We start from the raw sequence: 21,726 nt of genomic DNA on the forward strand, positions 1-21,726 counted from the left end.
CCGGGTCCATTCAGAAAGGAATTAATATGAGAATACTCTTTGTGGGTGATGTAGTAGGTTCACCGGGAAGAAATATGGTGGATGAGTATGTGCCCCGACTTAAGGAAAAGTATAAACCGCAGGCCACCATCATCAATGGGGAAAATGCAGCTGGAGGAAGAGGGATAACAGAGAAAATATACCGTCAATTCCTCGAATCCGGTGCTCAGGCTGTAACACTTGGAAATCATGCCTGGGATAACAGGGATATCATGGAATTTGTTGATGATGCGAAATACCTTGTCCGTCCTGGCAATTTCCCGCCGGGAACTCCAGGGGAAGGCTTGAAGTTCGTCCGGATTAACCAGCTGGAAATTGCTGTTATCAGCCTGCAGGGCCGCACCTTCATGCCGGCACTCGATTGTCCTTTTCAGACAGCCGATGACCTGGTTGAGCTTGCGCGGGAACGGACTCCGATTATCTTTGTCGATTTCCATGCAGAGGCTTCCAGTGAAAAACAGGCGATGGGCTGGTATCTGGATGGGCGTGTTTCGGCTGTGGTGGGGACTCATACACATGTCCAGACATCTGATGAACGGATCCTTCCCGGAGGGACGGGATACCTGACTGATGCAGGCATGACAGGTCCATATGATGGCATCCTTGGAATGGAACGGGAAGCAGTCATCCGGAGATTTTTAACGAGCCTGCCCGTTCGGTTTGAAGTGCCAACAGAGGGCCGGACCATCCTAAGCGGGGTGGTCATTGATATCGACAACACAACAGGCCGGACAAAAAAGATGCAAAGAATTTTAATAAATGAAGATCACCTGTTCTTTTCGTGATTATGAGTGCCATGGGCTTTTGCTCCATGGCATTTTTTCATCTTTGAACATAAGCCTCCATATTATCCATTGGACGAGGAATAGAGCGCTTTACCCATGAATATAGTTTAAGGAGCAGGATTAGCTTTCGTTCCGGAATGAAGTCTGGACGATGAATAAACACCTACCTGGACAAAAGAAGAGTGGGTATGGGGATAATACAAGGAGGAGCTAGGGAATGGAAATATTAAAGGTTTCAGCAAAATCTAATCCCAATTCTGTAGCAGGCGCACTTGCGGGTGTCTTGAGAGAAAGAGGGGCCGCAGAAATTCAGGCAATTGGAGCAGGTGCGCTGAATCAAGCGGTTAAGGCAGTAGCCATAGCACGAGGATTTGTAGCACCTAGTGGAGTAGACTTGATTTGTATTCCTGCCTTTACAGATATTTTGATCGACGGGGAAGAGCGTACTGCCATAAAGCTGATTGTGGAACCCCGTTAGCAAATGCCTGCTTGCCGATCGTGCAAGCAGGCATTTGTGATTGAGGTGTAGAATATATCAACAAACGATTTTTACAGATTATTTAGAAATATTAAATTATTTTAATGCCCTATATTGCTTTTTGCAAATCAAGGGGCTAGAATTGAATCGTTTAGTAACAGTGAAAGCGCCCATACTATCTCATCATGTACTCTCATATGCTGGTGCAGCCGCCTGCCAAAGCGGTAAAAAAAGTCACACCAATATTGACAGATTTGAAGGGGTGTAGAACATGATCGATCAACTTTCCTGGAAAGTAGGAGGGCAGCAGGGTGAAGGCATCGAGAGTACTGGCGAAATATTCAGCATAGCATTAAACCGGCTCGGCTATTACCTATATGGCTACCGGCATTTTTCTTCAAGAATCAAAGGAGGGCATACAAACAATAAAATCCGGGTGAGCACTTCAGAAACCAGATCCATTTCTGATGATCTCGATATTCTGGTCGCTTTTGATCAGGAAACGATAGATGTGAATTACAAGGAGTTAAATCAAGATGGAATAATCATAGCTGATGCGAGGTTCAAGCCTGTAAAACCTGAGGATACAGAAGCCGCTCTGTATGCCATTCCTTTTACCGATATGGCAGCCGCCCTTGGGACTTCCCTGATGAAAAACATGGTTGCGGTCGGAGCTTCCTGTGCTATCCTTGGACTGGATGTCAATATCTTCAGAGAGGTTGTTGAGGAAATATTCGGCCGTAAGGGAGAACAGATTGTACAAAAAAACCTGGAGGCCATTCACGAGGGCTTTGAATATATGATAGCCCAGCTTGGGGAAGCTCCCCGCACCCTCCTGCTGGCAAAAGGAGACGGGAAAAGGCGGCTGTTCATGATCGGAAACGATGCGATTGCCCTTGGAGCAATTGCTGGCGGCTGCCGGTTCATGGCTGCCTACCCCATAACCCCCGCCTCTGAAATCATGGAATACCTGATTAAAAAACTGCCTGCGCTAGGCGGGACAGTCATTCAGACAGAGGATGAAATTGCTGCATGTACCATGGCAATCGGGGCGAATTATGCCGGAGTGAGAGCGTTGACAGCTTCTGCGGGGCCGGGCCTTTCATTGAAAATGGAAGCAATCGGGCTTTCCGGAATCACAGAGACCCCTCTTGTGATAGTGGATACTCAGCGGGGAGGACCTTCGACAGGCCTGCCGACCAAGCAGGAGCAGTCTGACCTGATGGCGATGATATATGGAACCCACGGCGAGATCCCGAAGATAGTCATGGCTCCCAGTACAGTGGAGGAAGCTTTCTATGATACGGCCGAAGCTTTCAACCTTGCTGAAGAATATCAGTGTCCGGTCATCATTCTCTCCGACCTTCAGCTCTCTCTTGGAAAACAAACCGTTCATCCGCTCGAGTATGACCAGGTGGAGATCCGCCGGGGAAAATTGCTGTCAGAGGCCGATATCGACCTGGACCGGACGGGAAACTTCAAGCGCTATGAATTGACCGCAGATGGAGTATCTCCGCGGGTGCTTCCAGGTACAAAAAATGGCATTTTCCATGTGACGGGTGTCGAGCACGATGAAACAGGCAAACCCTCTGAAGCAGCAGCAAACCGAAAGCAGCAGATGGACAAACGGATGAGGAAAATCAGGAAGGTCCGCTTCCATAAGCCCCTGCATACAACGCTCCGCCATACAGATGCCGATTTATTAATAGTCGGTTTTAATTCTACCCGAGGTGTGATTGAAGAAGCGATGGATAGGCTTGAAACGGATGGAATAAAGGTCAATCATGCCCATGTGCGCCTGCTTCATCCATTTCCGGCAGAGGATATGCTGCCGCTTGTGCAAAATGCGAAAAAAGTTGTCGTACTCGAAAATAATGCAACCGGCCAGCTGGCCAACATCATGAAAATGAATGTAGGCAGCGCCGAAAAAATTAAAAGCATCCTGAAATATGACGGAAATCCATTCCTGCCCCATATTGTTCATACCGAGTGTAAGGAGCTGTTTGAATATGGCAACATTTAAAGAGTTCAGAAATAATGTAAAGCCAAATTGGTGTCCGGGATGCGGTGACTTTTCCGTGCAGGCAGCCATCCAGAGGGCTGCCGCAGGCGCCGGGCTCGAGCCGGAGGATCTTGCAATCGTCTCAGGAATAGGCTGCTCGGGAAGGATTTCCGGCTATATCCATTCCTACGGTTTTCACGGCATCCACGGCCGATGCCTGCCAATCGCCCAGGGAGTCAAAATGGCCAACAGAGATCTTACGGTCATTGCTTCCGGGGGAGACGGCGACGGATTTGCAATCGGTATGGGACACACCATCCATGCAATCCGGCGCAATATAGACCTCACATATATTGTAATGGATAATCAGATATACGGGCTGACAAAGGGCCAGACTTCACCACGCTCAGAGGCAGGCTTCAAGACGAAGTCCACACCGCAGGGATCAATCGAGCCCGCCCTGTCACCGATGGAAATGGCCCTTACAGCCGGGGCAACATTCGTGGCTCAGAGCTTCTCCACTGATCTTAAAGAACTGACAGCCATCATCGAGGCCGGCATCAGGCATAAAGGGTTTTCCCTCATTAATGTCTTCAGTCCATGTGTGACTTATAATAAGATCAATACATATGACTGGTTCAAGCAGAATTTAACAAAACTCTCCAGTATCGAAGACTATGACTCTTCCAACAGGGAGAATGCGATGCAGACGCTGATGAAGCATAACAGTCTTGTTACAGGGATCATCTATCAGGATACAGCGAGGAAGTCTTATCAGGAACTGCTGCCCGGCTATTTGGAAACCCCGCTGACTCGAGCATCCCTGGAACTTGATCAGGAAAGCTTCGATAAGCTTGCTGCAGAATTCATATAATAGTCTTGGACCGGCTCTTGCCGGTCTTTTCATTTTGAATGTTCAGCCTGAAAACATGAAACAAACATGAGAGTTTTACTCGCAAGCCCAAATAAGGAAAGGAACCTGGACAAGAGCAGGAGCAAACACAATATGGCGGCGGCGCGGAGTCGGGGTCAGCAGGAATGCCAAAATAAAGGTTCACACCGGGGTGTAGGAAAGTCTATGATATATTCCGTCCCTTTTCCACAGAGAAAATCACGATTGGAAGAAATACAGCCGGTAACAGTGAAAATAATTGGCTGTGGCAGGACCAGTTACTCTGACTAAAAAAATATATAAAAAAAATCACCTTTTTCTCTTTGGCGTTCAATTGTCCATGCGGGGTGAACAATACGGTTTACACTAAAACCTTTTAAGTGTTACACTACCAATGTATTAACTTATGAATCTGTCGCCTTCTAAGGAGAGTGTGCACTGTGAACGGAAAAATGAAAGCGCTTGTAAAGCATCACCGGGGCTTTGGAGCCAAGCTTGAGATGGTGGATATTCCAACGATAAAAGAAGATGAGGTATTGATTAAGGTAAAGGCAACATCCATCTGCGGAACAGATGTACATATATACACCTGGGACGAGTGGTCACAGAGCAGGGTGAACCCGCCCTATGTGTTTGGCCATGAATTTGCAGGTGAAGTAGTGGAGATCGGATCAAAGGTCAACTCAGTGGAAGTAGGAGATTTTGTCTCTGCTGAAACACATATCGTGTGCGGCCGCTGCCCGCAGTGTCTCACCGGCCAATATCATATCTGTAAGAATACCCAGATTATTGGCGTGGACACCCAGGGCTGTTTCGCCGAGTATGTAGCGCTTCCAGCCGGGAACCTATGGAAAAATCCAATGGATATGCCGTTTGATGTCGCCTCCGTCCAGGAACCGATGGGCAATGCCGTGCATACTGTGCTGGCGGGCGAAATTGCAGGGAAAACAGTTGCCATCATCGGCTGCGGGCCGATTGGAATCATGGCGGCTGGTGTAGCCAAGGCTGCCGGCGCTTCACAGGTCATCGCACTTGATTTAAATGACTACCGTCTGGACCTTGCGAAAAAGATGGGCGCTACCACGGTCATTAATTCAGGGAAGGAAAACCCGCTGGAGGTCATAGACCGCCTCACCGGCGGTAATGGAGTGGATGTTGTCTGTGAAATGAGCGGCCATCCGGCAGCGATGGATCAAGGCTTTAAGATGGTGACTAATGGAGGCAGGGTCTCCATATTGAGCCTCCCTGTCCGTCCTGTGGAACTGGATGTAACGAATGACATCGTCTTTAAAGGCATTACTGTGCAGGGAATCACCGGGAGACTTATGTTCAAGACCTGGCAGCAGGTATCCTCGCTCCTTGCTTCCGGACAGGTGGATGTAAAACCGATGATCACGCACCGCTTCCCGCTCGAGGATTTTGAGAAAGGCTTTGATTTGATGTTAAAGGGCGAATGTGGAAAAGTTGTCCTGCAGCCGTAATAAAATTTTGATAGAAATCAGGAGGGTTCATGATGAAAGGCTTTGAATATCTGCAAGTGGAATTAGACGCAATGAAGGAAGCAGGGACGTTCAGGAAGCTTGTCCCGCTTCAGTCTGAACAAGGATCGAAGGTCATCATTGATGGGAGGGAAGTTATTCAGCTTTCTTCAAACAACTATCTGGGACTGACCTCCCACCCCCGTCTGAGGAAGGCGGCACTCGAGGCTGTGGAAAACTACGGAGCAGGCACAGGTTCTGTGCGTACAATAGCGGGCACCTTCAGCATGCATAATGAGCTTGAAAAAAAGCTGGCAGAATTCAAGCATACAGAAGCAGCACTTGTATTCCAATCAGGTTTTACCACCAACCAGGGTGTCCTGTCTGCCATTCTGTCCCCGGAGGATGTGGTTATTTCCGATGAACTGAACCACGCCTCGATCATCGATGGAATCCGCCTGACCAAGTCAGGGCGAAAGGTCTACAAGCATGTGGACATGGCAGACCTTGAGCGGGCGCTGATAGAGTCAGAAAATTACCGCAAGCGCTTGATTGTGACAGACGGCGTGTTCTCGATGGACGGAAATATAGCGCCGCTTCCGGAAATCGTCGAGCTTGCCGAGAAATATGATGCGATGATCATGGTCGATGATGCTCACGCCTCGGGCGTCCTTGGCAAAAATGGCCGTGGAACCGTGAATCATTTTGGACTGGACGGACGCGTTCACATTCAGGTCGGCACACTCAGCAAGGCAATCGGAGTTCTAGGAGGGTATGTGGCCAGTACCAGAACATTAATCGATTACCTGATTCATAAAGGAAGGCCATTCCTGTTCAGTACATCCCATCCGCCTGCAGTGACCATGGCGGCAATCGAGGCGATCGATGTACTGCTTGAAGAGCCTGAACTGATTGATAAGCTCTGGGACAATACCAAATTCTTTAAAAGGGGTCTGGAGGAACTAGGGTTTCATACAGGGAACAGTAAAACCCCAATCACTCCTGTGGTTGTCGGCGACGAAGCACTGTCCCATAGATTCTCTGACAAACTGCTGGAATACGGTGTATTTGCCCAGGGAATAGCCTTCCCGACCGTAGCAAAAGGAATGGCGCGGGTAAGGACCATCGTTACAGCACAGCATTCAGAAGAGGAATTGCAGGAAGCGCTGAATGTTTTTGAGAAGGCTGGCAGGGAATTGGGGATCATCAAATAAGTGAACTGTGCCCGCCAGCTAATGGCGGGCTTTTTATAACCCTCATAACAACCGGGATGTGCTGCCCTTTTTGTTAGTCTGGCAATTTGATAAAATAAAAGGGTGCATCAAGAATAGATGGCATTTCAACAAGCAGATCATGGAAGCCGCTATTGTTTAAGTTCTCAAAAAGCCTTATACTAAGATAATGTGCACGTTTGCTCATATAAACCCAATGAAGCCTGACGATGAATTTTAATAATGAAACCATTCCTTTAGATACATGAAAGGGGTAGAGAATATGAATGAAGAACAGCGCCTGGGATCTGCACAGGTAAGCGCTGTAAATCCTGCTGAAAAAAAGCCGGAAAAGGATTACAGCCAGTATTTCCAGACTGTATTTACAGCGCCATCTCTGAAGGATGCCAAAAAAAGGGGCAAGGAAGACGTTAAATACCACAATGACTTTGCCATTCCTGAAGAATTCAAGGGCATGGGAGAAGGCCGTAAATTCTATATCAGGACTTACGGCTGCCAGATGAATGAGCATGATACGGAAGTGATGGCAGGCATCCTGATGGCACTTGGCTACGAGCCGACAAACGGAGTTGAAGACGCGAATGTCATCTTGCTGAACACATGCGCCATCCGTGAGAACGCAGAAAACAAAGTATTCGGGGAACTGGGCCACCTGAAGTCCTTAAAGCTTGAGAAGCCTGATCTGCTTCTTGGGGTATGCGGCTGCATGTCTCAGGAGGAATCCGTGGTAAACCGCATCCTGGCAAAGCACTCCTTTGTGGACATGATTTTTGGCACGCATAATATCCACCGCCTGCCCAGCATTTTAAATGAAGCCTATCTTTCAAAAGAAATGGTCATTGAAGTATGGTCGAAGGAAGGGGATGTGATTGAGAACCTGCCAAAGGTGCGTAAAGGCAATATTAAAGCATGGGTGAATATTATGTACGGCTGTGATAAATTCTGTACATACTGCATCGTCCCTTACACCAGAGGCAAGGAGCGGAGCCGGCGCCCTGAAGAAATCATCCAGGAGGTGCGCCGCCTGGCCGCCCAGGGATATAAGGAAATCACGCTGCTCGGCCAGAATGTCAATGCCTATGGGAAAGACTTTACAGATATCAGCTATGGTCTCGGCAATCTAATGGATGAAATCCATAAGATTGATATCGCGAGAATCCGCTTTACAACAAGTCATCCCCGGGATTTTGACGATCATTTGATCGAAGTGCTGGCTAAAGGCGGCAATCTGGTGGAACATATCCATCTGCCTGTACAGTCAGGCAGCACCGATGTTCTTAAAATCATGGCGCGAAAGTACACTAGGGAACAATATTTGGAGCTGGTACGTAAAATCAAAGCCGCCATACCGAATGCTACCCTGACAACAGATATCATCGTAGGGTATCCGAATGAAACGGAAGAACAGTTCGAGGAGACGATGTCTCTTTACCGGGAAGTGGGTTTTGATGCAGCCTATACGTTCATCTATTCCCCGCGGGAAGGGACTCCGGCAGCCAAGATGAAAGACAATGTGCCAATGGAAGTGAAAAAGGCGAGGCTCCAGAAGCTGAATGCACTTGTCAATGAGTACTCCGCCCAAAGCATGAAGAGCTATCAGGGTGAAGTGGTCGAAGTCCTGGTTGAAGGAGAAAGCAAAAAAAATCCGGACGTGCTGGCAGGGTACACCAGAAAGAATAAACTGGTAAACTTCAAGGGCCCTAAGTCAGCGGTCGGACAGCTGGTCAAGGTTAAGATTACAAATGCAAACACCTGGTCTTTAAATGGCGAAATGGTGGTTGAAGAAACGGCAGAGGTGATTTGAATGGGGAAGTATACAAAAGAAGATATCCTGGGCAAAGCAGATGAGCTTGCCAGAATGATCTCAGAAACAGAAGAAGTGGACTTCTTTAAGCGTGCAGAAGCCCAGATAAATGAAAACCAAAAAGTACGGGAATTGATTGCCAGCCTGAAAAGCCTCCAAAAGCAGGCGGTCAACTTCCAGCATTACGGCAAAACGGAAGCACTGAAGATGACAGAAGCCAAAATTGAGGCAATCGAGCAGGAAATCGACGCAATCCCAATCGTCCAGGAATTCAAGCAATCACAGGTTGATGTCAATGATTTACTGCAGATGGTCGCTTCATCTGTATCAAACACTGTAACAGACCTGCTCATCGAATCCACAGGCGGCGACGTACTCCGCGGTGAAACTGGATCCAAGGTAAACAGCGGCTCAGGCGGCTGCCATTGATATAATAGCAAAGAGGCTGACTCATAGGGCGGAAGCATCCGACCTGCGAGCAGCCTTTTTTTTGAGCTCTGTTGTTTATTTTCGTGTTCAAAGGGTGGATGGAAGGGATAAGATCTTAGAGTAAATGCCAATATTTAATCCCCTTAACCTATATATATCTTGATATTTTTTGATATAATGCTAGCAATATGAAAAATATAGGAAGGAAAGTGAACAATGAAATCCATTGTATCAAAAAAAGATATCGAAGTATTCCTAAATCAATTTAAAGAAATTGCAGACTTTGATGGAGAAGGAAGAAAATATTATTTGGTTTTCCAGGATATCCACCGGAATGGCGCTTGGACATTGATGTTTTATGAGCTTGAAGGTCAATGGACCCTGCACGGGAAAGGTCCAGGCTATTGTGACCCGGGCGAGACAGAGCTTTCAAAAGAAGAATTGACGGGTTTCGTATATAAAAACAGGAAGTATATCAACCGGGAGATAAAAGCAAAAAAACAGGTGTTGGTTTAAATGACAGGGGGACTCCGAAGGGGTTCCTTTATTTATTTTGCGATGCACTCCAGTCTTGTAACTTTTTAAGAGTAAGGTTTTGTTCATGAAAAAAATTGGAAAAAGATAATCGGCTGCATATTTCATATATTGGAAGAGCTGAGCCTGAAATTTATACTTTTCATACCAATCCTTATCAGTTTCTGGTCTGTCCACCTGTCTGCCGAGAGTCAGCATATATTCCAGCGGCAGGCGGCCGATTACCGGTATAAAGTCTATATTCAAAATCCATCCTCAAAATGGGAAATTGGGTATGGCAATGATACCCATGTTATCAATGAAAATGAAAAAAACGGAATTTCTCACTCTTTGCTCTCTTTATGATTTTTTCCTATTACTTATGGAAAAGAAAAAGGCTTACATCTCCACTGCTGGCCTTAATCATTTTAGTATACTGTGCTTTTACGTGTGTAAAAATAATTCAAGGGGCCTTGGAATTCCGTACCGCTTATGGGGAAGCTAAGGTACAATACCGTGTATTGAATGAATGACAATCCTTATAAAAGATTTCAGACTTCCATACCGGTATCCTGTATAATAAACAGGCATAGCCCTATGGCAGTAATCGGCTGGATATGCAAAAATGGGGTGATCACATCAGCAAGGCTAAAGGTAAAGGCGGGACAGGCAGAGGGACAGATAAGAAGGGCTGGAAGCGCTGGCAGGCAAGTGCCAACAAAGCGAGAAGCGCCAAGCCTTATAAAAGTAAGGGAACCAAACAATCAAATCAGGACTGAGGAGCCGGCATCCAGGATGCCGGTTTTTGTTTTCCTGTTTTTGCGGTTTTAAGCAGCGGCAGCTGATCTTGACACCCGGCTATAAAGGAATTTATCAGGCTAAAGTTGTACATTCAGGTTTGCTTTGAAACAGGAACTATTTGATAAAAGTCAATTTAAAACATTGAACGGGACGATGGAGGTACAGGGGCAGCTTTCAAGTATGCTGGCTGGAGCCATCGCAAGCATCCTTCTATTAGAATGGGAGCTGCACTATATCCTTCTGCTTGATGTATGCACGTACGGAGCTGCCATCTGTACGTATGTGCGCCTTCCTTATGAGCGGATCAGACTTGCTAAGGCTTCCGGGAGAAAGGGGATAAAGATTTCCGAAGGGTTAACTTTCATGCTGGGCCGACCGGCCATGTTCCTGTTTTTATTAGCCTCACTCATTCCTTTTATCGGAGTGATGCTGACGAATTACTTATTTCCGGTCTATTTAGCAGATGTTCTGAAGGCAGGTGGAAACGTGTATGGAATCCAGGGCATGATCTACGGATTGGGCGCCTTCGCAGGATTCTGATGCTGCTGTTATTGTTAAGGTGCCCCGACTCTGAAAACTGTGAAATGCACCTGACTTGTCACTTCGGTATTAAAAGTTTTTTTATGATCCTTATGGGTTGCATGCTGTCTCTGTAGATATCACTTGCAATGGTAATTGCCATACCTTCCCCTGGTATTACAAATATGAACTGCCCTCCATACCCCAGAGCAAAATAATAGGTGTTAGGGGAAGAAAAGTCCTTGGTTTTATCAAGCTTATCTACCCACCAATGCATTCCGTAGTGACCGATATATTCATAAGTCAAAAGGTTTGGAGCTGTAGATCCTCTGATCCAGTGCAATGGAATAATATCATTGCCCTTATATCTACCCTCATCAAGCATAAGGAGGCCGATCTTATGCATATCGGTAATTTTCAGGACCAGCCCGTCTGCACCTTTGTTTATTCCTTTATTATCTGTGTACCATCTGTACTCATGGATTCCAAGCGGGTTGAAGAGGTGTTTGGCTGCAAATTCCTCTGTCTTCATGGCTGCAGCTTGGCTCAAGATTGCTGATAGGATATGGGAGCAGCCGGAGTTATAGTTCATATGTGTGCCGATTTCGTGGATCAGCGGCCGTGTTAGTGTAAACTTCACAATATCGTGATGATAGACCATAGGTGAGAAGCAATTCCATTCGCCGAATTCAGGGAAATCCAAACCGTCTGTCATCGTGATCAAATCACGGAGAGTCAGTTCCAGCTTCCTTTTGTCCTCCAGGTTGGAAAAGAGTTTGGGAAAGTAGCTGCTTACAGGCTCATCCAGGGATGGAAGGACTCCCTTTTCTAAAGCGATGCCTATAAGCAGGGATAAAATGCTTTTTGTACAGGAGTTTAATTTATGAAGTTTATTTTTTTGCTTATTGTTCTTATAATATTGAAAAATCATTTCGCTGTTTTGAGAAATCAAGACAGCATTTATTTTCTCCTTCTTCAGTTCATGTACAAGTTTTTCAAGATTCATCTATTCCTCCGCAGCATGTTCTTTTTCCCAAATTATAACGTTTTCTTTAGCTTAGCAATATAAAAAGGTGCAAAATTCTGCACCTTTTCAAACATTCAGACTCTAGCAGCGTTTCTTTTTCTTCCTGCGGCATTTACATTTGCTTCTGCCTTTAGATGAATAACTTTTCTCCTGGCGGCAGTCTGAACTGGAACTCTCCTGCTCGGTCTCATTCACCGTTTCCTCTGCTCCGTGAACATCGCAGGAGGCAGCAGGCAGGACCCTATTATCATGGTATCGTTCCTGCGGGCGGCAGAAAGGGCCTTCGACAGTTGAATACCTTCTGTAGGTCTTAAAGAACCACATAAATTTCCCTCCTTTATGAACTTGTCCATATAAAATATGCAGGGCAATCACCAAAGGTTTGGACAAGTATACGAAAAGCCTCACTTAAGCCAGTGATTAGGCAGGGCAAGGCATAACCTCTCCAAAAGGGGGCTTGCAGCCGAGAGGTCAAAGGCAGGAGGACTGGCACCGGTATACCGATTTTGAAACCTGATGGATTTAAGCAGCTAAACCTGCCCTGCAGACAGTGTCACCATAAATAGGCTCTGGGCATAAAATGCCTATATATAAAATATCGGAATGCTCCAGGGACTAGAAAGAAGGGCAAGCACATTAGACTTTTATCCCGCATAGGATGAATTGAAACTGAATGAGGAGGGTTCGCTCACATGTCACAATATAGACAGATAATAACAAAAGCGGTGGTGGCGAAAGGGCGCAAATATACAAAGTCTAAACACACTATCATTCCGGCCCATCCACCAACGAGCATATTGGGCTGCTGGATCATTAACCATAGATACGATGCGAAAAAAGTCGGGGATAAAGTCGAAGTCACAGGCTATTTCGATATCAATACCTGGTATTCGTACCATAAAAATACGAAGACAGAGGTAGTGACGGAAAAGGTCAAATATGTCGATGAAATCAAGCTGAAATATCGGGATGCCGAGTACTTTGATGACAATGAGGTTGTAGCGCGCGTCATGCAGCAGCCAAGCTGCCTGGAAGCATGCATCTCCGAATGCGGCACCAAGATCATCGTCGATGTAGAAAGAGAGATTTACATCGAAGTCATCGGGGAAACCAAAATTACGGTAGCTGTCCATCCGGATGGATTCTGTGATGATGATGACTGGGACCTTGAAGTGGATGATGAAGAGCTTGAAAGCATCCATACCGACTTTATTGAAGAAAAAGAGAGAGAGTCATCAAACTAGGAAGAAATTCTTCCTAGTTTTCTTTTGGAAAAAATTGAATGGATACCCCGTCTTTCACTCAGGTGTCCGAGACATGTTATAATAACACTAATAGGATTATAGTTTGGAAAGGTTTTGAATTGATATGGCAGGCTATACGCCAATGATGCAGCAATATTTACGAATCAAGGCAGAGTACCAGGATGCCTTTTTATTTTTTCGCTTAGGAGACTTTTATGAAATGTTCTTTGAGGATGCAGAGCGTGCATCCCAGGAGCTTGAAATTACATTAACCAGCCGTGACGGAGGCAGCGAGAACCGCATCCCGATGTGCGGGGTGCCTTATCATGCGGCACCGAATTATATTGAACAGCTTGTGTCCAGGGGATATAAGGTTGCCATCTGTGAGCAGACAGAAGATCCGAAACAGGCAAAAGGCGTTGTCAGGCGCGAAGTGGTCCAGCTCATCACTCCCGGGACAATGATGGAAGGGAAAGGGATCACAGATAAAGAAAATGTTTTCATTGCAACGCTTACCCATCTGGATGATCATTCGTTCGGCCTTGCCTATAATGATTTATCAACGGGTGAACTCAGGGCGACAATCATCAAAGGCGGCTTCCAGGAAGCGGCTAATGAAATTGCGGTGCTGGGGGCCAGGGAAGTTGTCATTGACAGGGAACTGCACGAGAATTTTAAAAGGATGCTTTCAGACCGGAATGCGGCCATTTCCTACGAGGAATTACATACGGATTATGAAGAATTTGCCCATTTAATCAAGGCCGTCCAGCATCAGGATGAGCTGGTCGCAACTGTGGCGCGGCTTCTCCGTTATCTATTCAGGACCCAGAAGCGGAGCCTGGATCATCTGCAGCCGGTCGCGTTCTATGAAAGCACCCAGCATATGAAAATTGATTACCACTCAAAACGGAATCTTGAGCTGACTGAAACCGTTAGGTCCAAAGGGAAAAAAGGAACGCTCCTATGGCTTCTTGATGAAACGAAGACCGCCATGGGAGGAAGGGTCCTGAAGCAATGGATCGACAGGCCTCTCATAAGCCGGCAGCAGATTGAGGAGAGGCAGGAGCTTGTATCCCAATTTCTCGAGCAATACTTCGAGAGGGAGGAGCTCCGCGAATTATTAAAAGAAGTATATGACCTTGAACGATTGGCAGGCAGGGTGGCGTTTGGTAATGTTTCCGCCCGGGACCTTCTTCAGCTGAAACGATCCCTGCAGCAGGTACCTTACATCATGGAGGTGCTGGGCAGGATGGGCGGCAGGGGAGCGCTGTTTGCGGAGGAAATGGATCCTTGCGGAGAACTGGCTGAACATCTTGAGAAGGCGATTTCTGACAATCCCCCCCTTTCTGTGAAGGAAGGGAATATCATCCGGGACGGCTTCAGCGAGGAGCTTGACACCTACCGTGATGCGAGCAGGAATGGAAAGGACTGGATTGCACAGCTGGAAAAGTCAGAGCGTGAAAGAACAGGAATCCGGTCACTTAAAATAGGCTATAACCGTATTTTTGGCTATTATCTTGAGATCACACGGCCGAATCTCCATCTGCTTCAGGATGAGCGCTATGAGCGGAAGCAGACATTATCAAACGCAGAACGATTTATCACTCCGGAACTGAAGGAAAAAGAAGCATTGATCCTCCAGGCCGAGGAAAAAAGCATAAGCCTTGAATACGAATTGTTCCTGAAGCTTAGGGAGATGGTGAAAACCTATATCGCAAGACTTCAGAAGCTTGCCAGGATCATCAGCGAGCTTGATGCCCTCCAGTGCTTCGCAGCTGTCAGTGAACAAAGGCGCTTTGTGAAGCCTGTATTCTCTGATGACAAGGTCCTTGACATTAAAAATGGCCGGCATCCAGTCGTTGAAAAGGTAATGGGCGCCCAGGAGTATGTGCCCAATTCCATCAGGATGGATGAGGAGAGGGAAGTCCTCCTGATTACCGGACCTAATATGTCTGGTAAAAGTACCTTTATGAGGCAGGTTGCCCTGACGGCGATCCTTGCACAAATCGGCTGTTTTGTGCCGGCCGACGAGGCGGTACTGCCCATATTCGATAAAGTGTTCACAAGGATCGGTGCTGCCGATGATTTGATTTCCGGCCAGAGCACATTCATGGTCGAGATGCTTGAAGCAAAACATGCCATCGACCATGCAACCGGAGACAGCCTGATATTATTTGACGAAATTGGCCGGGGGACATCGACTTATGACGGAATGGCCCTGGCTCAGTCAATCATTGAATATATTCATGATGAAATCGGCGCAAAGACAATTTTTTCCACACACTATCATGAGCTTACGGTATTAGGCGGACGTCTGGACAGAGTGAAAAATGTCCATGTGAGTGCCGTCGAGCAGAATGGAAGAGTGGTCTTCCTTCATAAAGTGAAAGAAGGAGCAGCAGACAAAAGCTATGGCATTCATGTTGCACAGCTTGCCGAGCTGCCGGAAAAACTGATCAGCCGCGCTAATTCAATCCTTTTAGAGCTTGAAAAGGAAAAACCGGAACGCAATGGGGGCGCTCCTGTCCCAGATGAAAAAAATACTATCCGGGAAGACGTGAAAATGGACGAACAGCTGTCTTTCTTTGGCGAGAGAAAACAGGAAAAGCAGAAGGCAATCAATACCCGTGAAGCCAAAGTGATTGAAGAGCTTAAATCATTAAGTGTTCTGGAAATGACTCCGCTCGAGGCTATGAATGCCTTGTTCAGCATACAGAAGAAAATAAAGAGCTGAACCTTCCGAAGCTTTCAAAACGATTTTCGGATAGCTGCGGTAGATTCGGGGAGCTGCACAGGCAGGTTCCGGATGATTCAGAAGCACCTCTGAATTAGAGACAGGCTGTGGGTTCTGAATCTTTGAAAAGGCATTTAAAAAACGGGTGGCCCATTGCTTATACATTAATTAATGGGTTCCGAAAGACCCGCAGCAAGAAGGATGGAGGTGTTATATATGGGAAGAATCGTTCAGCTGGATCATTCCCTTGCGAATAAAATCGCAGCCGGCGAGGTGGTCGAACGGCCAGCATCTGTAGTGAAGGAGCTCGTTGAAAATGCGATCGATGCAGACAGCAGGCTGATAGAAATCCACCTTGAGGAAGCGGGGCTTGCCAGCATCCGGATTATCGATGACGGCCATGGCCTGGAACCGGATGACGTCCTTACAGCATTCGAGCGCCATGCTACGAGCAAAATCAAGGATGAGCAGGATCTTTTCCGGATCCGGACCCTTGGTTTCCGCGGAGAGGCCCTGCCGAGCATAGCCTCTGTATCACGCCTTGAACTTCGCACCAGCACAGGGGAAGGACCGGGTACAAAAGTGGTCTTTGAAGGCGGGGAACTGAAGGAACACGTGGGCTGTTCAAGCCGAAAAGGGACCGATATTACAGTCGCCGACTTGTTCTTTAACACCCCCGCCCGATTGAAATATATGAAATCGATCCATACGGAGCTTGGCAACATCACAGATACGGTAAACAGGCTGGCGCTATCCAATCCGAATGTATCTTTCAAGCTTATTAATAATGAAAAAAAGCTGCTTCACACCAACGGAAATAATAATATCCAGCAGGTGCTTGCAGCCATCTACGGCCTCGGCATTGCCAAAACAATGGTGCCGGTCAGGGGCAGGTCGCTGGACTTCGAGGTCCACGGCTATGTGTCCCTGCCGGAAGTGACAAGGGCTTCCCGGAATTATATCTCGACTATGATCAATGGACGGTTCATTAAAAACTATACCCTGGCCAAAGCCGTCATGGAGGGCTATCATACTCTGCTCCCGATCGGCAGGTATCCGATTGCGATGCTATCGATCGAAATGGATCCGCTTCTTGTGGATGTGAATGTTCATCCATCCAAAATGGAAGTCAGGCTGAGTAAAGAAGCAGAACTGTTTGAGCTGATTTCACAAACTATCAAAAATGCCTTTAAAACAAAGCAGCTCATCCCGGGCAACTCTCCTGTAAGGAAAAGGAGAAGGATGAAAGCGTGCAGGCAGCCTTCGAGTTTCAAACAAACCAGGTCCCGAACCGTTCGGAACTGGAGCAGGTCAGGGAAAATAAAAGCTCAGTTCCTCTCATGAGGGAAGATGGGAATCCTGCAGGGACGCTGTCAGATTATCAGCCGGTGATCCATGCCATACAGAACAGGCAGCCAGAACCTGCTGGATATAAAGCACCGGACTATGCGGATATTTTATCAATTGAGGCAGAACCAGAAACACACTTGGAACAGCCGGAAGCGGCTCCCGTCCCTGAGGCCTCTGAGAGAGTGCCTGTGCTGTATCCAATTGGCCAGATGCACGGCACCTATATCCTGGCACAGAATGAAAAAGGCCTGTATATCATCGATCAGCATGCTGCACAGGAGCGTATCAAATATGAATATTTCCGTGAAAAAGTGGGGCAGGTGGAAAGCGAACTGCAGGAGATGCTAATCCCAATCACGCTTGAATATTCCACCGATGAAGTCATCCGTATCCAGGAGAATAAATCAGAGCTCGAAGCGGTAGGGGTTTTCCTTGAAGAATTCGGGCATAATTCCTTTATTGTCCGTTCCCATCCTCAGTGGTTCCCAAAAGGAATGGAACAGCAGATCATAGATGAAATGATTCAGCAGGTCCTGTCGGTCAAAAAGGTGGATATCAAAAAGCTGAGGGAGGAAGCAGCCATCCTTATGAGCTGTAAAGGCTCCATAAAGGCCAACCACTATCTCAGACACGAAGATATGCAGGCTCTGCTTGATGAATTGAGAAGGTCTTCTGACCCCTTTACATGCCCTCACGGGCGGCCTATCATCATCCATTATTCCACCTATGAGATGGAGAAGATGTTCAAGCGGGTGATGTAGCAGTGTGTGACAGCAGGAACAGGTTAAGGAAGCATCATCTTCACAGATGATGCTTTTTCTTTTTCTAGTAGATTGTGGGTTAGAACTTCAAGTATTAATAAGAGAACAGGCCAGTTCAAGCACCTCTTCATTCTCATACTTCAAGAATTCAGCTTGAACAGGATAGCTTTCTCATCCAGCCAACACCAGCGGCAACAGGTGGAATCCTATCCGCAAGTAAATGCCTGTTTTTGTGAAGGAAATCATAGGTTTCGCAAGTAAATGGTAATTTCGGCAAGCAAAAGGCTCTGACTGGCAAGGAGAGTGTCCGATTTCGCAAGTAACTGCTCATTCATGGCCGTCGAAGTCAATTTTAATTACGGCTCTTTAAATATCTTAGTAAAATCTAAGGAATTAAATCCAATATTTTTAGAACTAGATTAAAAGTTCCGGCATTATATGTGAAAATAAAATCCCCCCTGGTAAGAAGTCAGGGGGGATTACTGATTCACTTAAACAGACTTTCGCTTTTCAACGGGAGAATCATCCGCTGTGCTGCGCTTCTTCAGCAGATTGAAGAAATTTTCGATCTCACGCTCTGCACTTAAGAGAGAATCAGAACCATGGATCACATTTTCTTCTTTTGAGTTGGCAAAGTCACCGCGTATGGTACCTGGCAGGGCTTCTGCCGGGCTTGTCTTTCCGATCATAAGGCGTGAAATTTCTATTATATTTTCACCTTCCCATACCATTGCAAAAACAGCACCGGAGGTTATAAAATCCACCAATTCACCGAAAAATGGCTTCTCCTGATGTTCCATATAATGATATTCAGCCTTTGAACGGTCGACCAACATGAGCTCTGCATTTAATAAGGAAAAGCCTTTTTGTTCAAAACGCCTGATGACCTCGCCGATTAATCCCCGTTTTACTCCATCCGGTTTTATCATGATGAATGTGCGCTGTACTGTCATTCGATCACCTTCTTCTACATAAGTTCCTATTCGCGGCCCTGTGATTATGACACTGAATAGATGGGTTAACACTTCCATTATGGGAAAGAACCCGGCAGATTATACAAAGGAAGATAAAAATAATTAAGAGAAGGGAGGGAAGTTAATGATATCAGAATCCCTTATAGAGCAGTACATCAGCATGTAAAATTCATGCTGGTCCTTTAACCAGCTTAATAGAGAAGTGCTGTGAGCTGGTCAAAAAGAAAGAAAGCAGCTCCTCAAATATTTGAGGGCTGCCTCATGCATGAATGCTCACCAACAAAGGGGTAATAATAATTACTTTATAGATTAAAGGTATACCGGCAATCAAAAAAAGATGGATCCATTAGTAAGGACCCATCTTAATTTAATCATATTTAGCAGAGTAAGACTTCTAATCTATTAGCCGATGAGTGAATGGTTTACCCAACCTCGGCGATAATGCCCATTTCATCATCCAAAACCAGCCTTATCCCGGCGTAAGGATCCCGGCCCAGGTATTCATCCAGCCACAATCGCAAAGCTTCAATCAGATTGGCCATGATCAGCACCTGCTTTCGTCCTTCAGCATAGGCTTCAGCCGAAAACCCGTAGTCATCGTCATGAATCAACTCGACTTCAACCTCCTGGGGCTCTAGCTGTTTTTTACGGGCCACATAAACGCAGACTGCGTTGATGATTTCCTGCTCTGATACGATCAGTTTCTCCATGAACGATAATCCTCTTGCTGTCTTTTATATCTCCTTGCGGCAAAGAAACTGCGGATCAATGAAAAGACAAAATAGATGGCCAGCAGGTTCACCATCATGCCAAGGAGTGATCCGAAAGAGCCCATATTGGCAAACATGCTTCCGAACAGAAGTCCGGCGATGCCGCCATACATCAATCCTCTCATGAAACCACCGGACTTACGCTTTTGCGCGGCTGACTTGGAATAGGCGGATGGGCTTTGTTTTTTGTTTTGGTAGTATGGTGAATTTTTGGTTGTGCTTCCATTTGTATTAAAGCTTCTCTTTCCTGACTTGTAACCACGGGCTTCAACTTTCTGTCCCTGATCATGGAAGACGTAGTGGCCGACGGGCGAGAAAATAAGGGCGGCAGAGAGAATGGCTGACATAAATTTTTTCATGGATAGTTTCCTCCTGGTTGTTTTTCTTATGTTATTACCGTTTTTCAGAAGATTAAACGAATGTTTACCTCTCCATCTCCTCCTTAATATATAAAAAGACCTTTACCAATGTAGTGGTAAAGGTCTTTGAAGAAATGTCCATTGTTATCCCTTTACCAATATGGCAAAGGTCTCGCAAACAACTTTTTAGGTTGCCAGACATGCCGGTGATGAAACATCACGTATTGACGACATACCTGTAAGCTACTCCCCTTTGGAGCTAAATTAAATTTCCTGCTGTACCTATATTCTACGGCAAGGCAGGGAAAATGTCAATGCCGGCGCTCTTAATACGCTCTCTATGAAGACAATTCAATAGTTTAATTGGAAAATTTGAAAAATATATTATATTAAAAAAGCATGTTATAATGATGGAGTAAATAACTTATGAATTAGGGGAAATGACTATGTTAAAAGATTTGTTTATAAGCCTCTCTCAAAATGAATTTTTAAATAGCGCCGCTAAAAAGTATGGCCTGAAGCTCGGGGCACAGAGTGTTGTAGCCGGGACGAACATTGAAGAAACCATCCAAAGCATAAAAGAGCTTAACGCACACGGTATTTCATGTACAGTAGATAACCTGGGTGAATTCGTTTTTGAAAAGGAAGAAGCCCGTGAAGCAAAGGAGCAGATTCTTGCTGTTATTGAGGCGATAAATGAAAGCGGTGTCGATGCGCATATCTCACTCAAGCCGTCACAGGTCGGCCTTGATATTGACTATGAGTTCTGTTTGGAAAACATCAGGGAGATCGTGGAACGGGCAGCTAGATATGATATCTTCGTGAATATGGACATGGAAGACAATAAGCGCCTGCAGCCATCGTTTGACATACTGGATGAGCTTTCTGCACGGTATGACAATGTCGGGACCGTCATCCAGGCCTATTTCTTCAGGGCCGCAGAAGATATTAAAAAATATAAAAATTTCCGTCTCCGCATAGTAAAGGGTGCTTATAAAGAGCCTGCTGAACTGGCCTATCAGGATAAGAAGGAAATAGATGAAAATTTTATCAGCTTGATAGAATGGCATCTTCTTAATGGGAAATTCACTTCCATTGCCACGCATGATCACAGGGTTATTCATCATGTAAAGGATTTTGTAAGGGTTCACAATATCCCGAATGAGAAGTTCGAATTCCAGATGCTGTACGGATTCAGAAAAGACATGCAGCTGAAGCTGGCATCCGAAGGTTATAATTTTTGTACGTATGTGCCTTTTGGCCAGGATTGGTATGGGTACTTCATGCGCCGTCTTGCGGAAAGGCCGCAAAATCTCAATCTGGTGGCCAAACAGGTTTTCAATAAGAAAACGAATACATTCCTTGGAGTAGCCGCAGGTGCGTTCCTGCTTGGCAGACTGACGAAGAAAAAGTAACAGATGAAGAGGGTGTTCCAAAGAATATAATCTTTGGGACACTTTCTTTTTTTAATGTTTTATGCCTGGATAGCATGAAGAATGCCCCCTAAGCTTGTGGGTGGGCACTTCAAGGTTTTC

Annotated in this window: 19 protein-coding genes and 1 pseudogene; 15 read left to right on the forward strand and 5 right to left on the reverse strand. The window is 46.1% G+C overall.

Annotation, left to right across the window (positions count from 1 at the left end; genetic code table 11):
• Window positions 1–26: 26 nt before the first annotated feature.
• The 11 genes from V1501_RS07765 (at window position 27) to V1501_RS07815 (ending at window position 10,993) form a co-directional block, all read left to right on the forward strand.
• On the forward strand, window positions 27–824 hold the full coding sequence (locus V1501_RS07765; RefSeq protein ID WP_409292390.1) for a TIGR00282 family metallophosphoesterase: 798 nt from the start codon (window positions 27–29) through the stop codon (window positions 822–824).
• 217 nt (window positions 825–1,041) lie between these two features.
• Window positions 1,042–1,302: a stage V sporulation protein SpoVS gene (gene spoVS, locus V1501_RS07770; protein WP_003211281.1), complete on the forward strand. Its 261-nt coding sequence runs from the start codon at window positions 1,042–1,044 to the stop codon at window positions 1,300–1,302.
• A gap of 271 nt (window positions 1,303–1,573) precedes the next feature.
• Window positions 1,574–3,325, forward strand: a complete 1,752-nt coding sequence (locus V1501_RS07775) for a 2-oxoacid:acceptor oxidoreductase subunit alpha (protein ID WP_409292398.1) — start codon at window positions 1,574–1,576, stop codon at window positions 3,323–3,325.
• On the forward strand, window positions 3,312–4,178 hold the full coding sequence (locus V1501_RS07780; protein WP_409292399.1) for a 2-oxoacid:ferredoxin oxidoreductase subunit beta: 867 nt from the start codon (window positions 3,312–3,314) through the stop codon (window positions 4,176–4,178). Before V1501_RS07775 ends, V1501_RS07780 begins: the two co-directional genes overlap by 14 nt.
• 458 nt (window positions 4,179–4,636) lie before the next feature.
• Window positions 4,637–5,677 carry an L-threonine 3-dehydrogenase gene (tdh, locus tag V1501_RS07785; RefSeq protein WP_409292401.1) on the forward strand — a complete coding sequence of 347 codons (1,041 nt, stop codon included), beginning with the start codon at window positions 4,637–4,639 and terminating at the stop codon, window positions 5,675–5,677.
• Window positions 5,678–5,706: 29 nt separating this feature from the next.
• Window positions 5,707–6,888: a glycine C-acetyltransferase gene (locus V1501_RS07790; RefSeq protein WP_409292403.1), complete on the forward strand. Its 1,182-nt coding sequence runs from the start codon at window positions 5,707–5,709 to the stop codon at window positions 6,886–6,888.
• A gap of 280 nt (window positions 6,889–7,168) precedes the next feature.
• Complete coding sequence (gene miaB, locus V1501_RS07795) at window positions 7,169–8,710, forward strand: tRNA (N6-isopentenyl adenosine(37)-C2)-methylthiotransferase MiaB (RefSeq protein WP_409292404.1); 1,542 nt, start codon at window positions 7,169–7,171, stop codon at window positions 8,708–8,710.
• Window positions 8,711–9,139: a RicAFT regulatory complex protein RicA family protein gene (locus tag V1501_RS07800; protein ID WP_409292405.1), complete on the forward strand. Its 429-nt coding sequence runs from the start codon at window positions 8,711–8,713 to the stop codon at window positions 9,137–9,139.
• Window positions 9,140–9,355: 216 nt separating this feature from the next.
• Window positions 9,356–9,655, forward strand: coding sequence for a hypothetical protein (locus V1501_RS07805; RefSeq protein WP_409292407.1), 300 nt, complete (start codon window positions 9,356–9,358; stop codon window positions 9,653–9,655).
• 635 nt (window positions 9,656–10,290) lie between these two features.
• Window positions 10,291–10,431: a DUF3934 domain-containing protein gene (locus tag V1501_RS07810; protein WP_409293290.1), complete on the forward strand. Its 141-nt coding sequence runs from the start codon at window positions 10,291–10,293 to the stop codon at window positions 10,429–10,431.
• Window positions 10,432–10,555: 124 nt separating this feature from the next.
• Complete coding sequence (locus V1501_RS07815) at window positions 10,556–10,993, forward strand: MFS transporter (protein WP_409292408.1); 438 nt, start codon at window positions 10,556–10,558, stop codon at window positions 10,991–10,993.
• Between the two features lie 58 nt (window positions 10,994–11,051).
• Here V1501_RS07815 and V1501_RS07820 read toward each other — a convergent pair whose 3' ends face one another.
• A complete protein-coding gene (locus tag V1501_RS07820) occupies window positions 11,052–11,978 on the reverse strand; it encodes a serine hydrolase domain-containing protein (RefSeq protein WP_409292410.1) in 927 nt (308 codons plus the stop codon).
• 102 nt (window positions 11,979–12,080) lie between these two features.
• Window positions 12,081–12,323, reverse strand: a complete 243-nt coding sequence (locus V1501_RS07825) for a hypothetical protein (RefSeq protein WP_409292412.1) — start codon at window positions 12,321–12,323, stop codon at window positions 12,081–12,083.
• Between the two features lie 368 nt (window positions 12,324–12,691).
• On the opposite strand from V1501_RS07825, the gene cotE reads away from it, so the two are divergent.
• The 3 genes and pseudogenes from cotE (at window position 12,692) to mutL (ending at window position 18,088) form a co-directional block, all read left to right on the forward strand.
• The gene (cotE, locus tag V1501_RS07830; RefSeq protein WP_409292414.1) at window positions 12,692–13,243 is read left to right on the forward strand and encodes an outer spore coat protein CotE; all 552 of its coding nucleotides are present in this window, start codon (window positions 12,692–12,694) and stop codon (window positions 13,241–13,243) included.
• Window positions 13,244–13,367: 124 nt separating this feature from the next.
• Complete coding sequence (gene mutS / locus V1501_RS07835) at window positions 13,368–15,977, forward strand: DNA mismatch repair protein MutS (RefSeq protein WP_409292415.1); 2,610 nt, start codon at window positions 13,368–13,370, stop codon at window positions 15,975–15,977.
• A 216-nt stretch (window positions 15,978–16,193) separates the two neighbouring features.
• Window positions 16,194–18,088, forward strand: a pseudogene (gene mutL, locus V1501_RS07840) (DNA mismatch repair endonuclease MutL).
• Between the two features lie 491 nt (window positions 18,089–18,579).
• Here mutL and ndk read toward each other — a convergent pair.
• From ndk to V1501_RS07855, 3 genes are all read right to left on the reverse strand, one after another.
• Entirely contained in the window at window positions 18,580–19,041 is a 462-nt protein-coding gene (gene ndk, locus V1501_RS07845) for a nucleoside-diphosphate kinase (RefSeq protein ID WP_409292416.1), read from the reverse strand.
• A gap of 443 nt (window positions 19,042–19,484) precedes the next feature.
• A complete protein-coding gene (locus tag V1501_RS07850; RefSeq protein ID WP_409292417.1) occupies window positions 19,485–19,772 on the reverse strand; it encodes a YxcD family protein in 288 nt (95 codons plus the stop codon).
• Window positions 19,760–20,191, reverse strand: coding sequence for a hypothetical protein (locus V1501_RS07855; protein WP_409292419.1), 432 nt, complete (start codon window positions 20,189–20,191; stop codon window positions 19,760–19,762). The genes V1501_RS07850 and V1501_RS07855 overlap by 13 nt, the downstream gene beginning before the upstream one ends.
• 446 nt (window positions 20,192–20,637) lie before the next feature.
• On the opposite strand from V1501_RS07855, the gene V1501_RS07860 reads away from it, so the two are divergent.
• Window positions 20,638–21,606, forward strand: coding sequence for a proline dehydrogenase family protein (locus V1501_RS07860; protein WP_409292420.1), 969 nt, complete (start codon window positions 20,638–20,640; stop codon window positions 21,604–21,606).
• The last annotated feature ends 120 nt before the right edge of the window (window positions 21,607–21,726 follow it).

The organism is Paraperibacillus esterisolvens (assembly GCF_046237625.1).
Taxonomy (GTDB): Bacteria; Bacillota; Bacilli; order Bacillales; family DSM-1321; genus Paraperibacillus; species Paraperibacillus esterisolvens.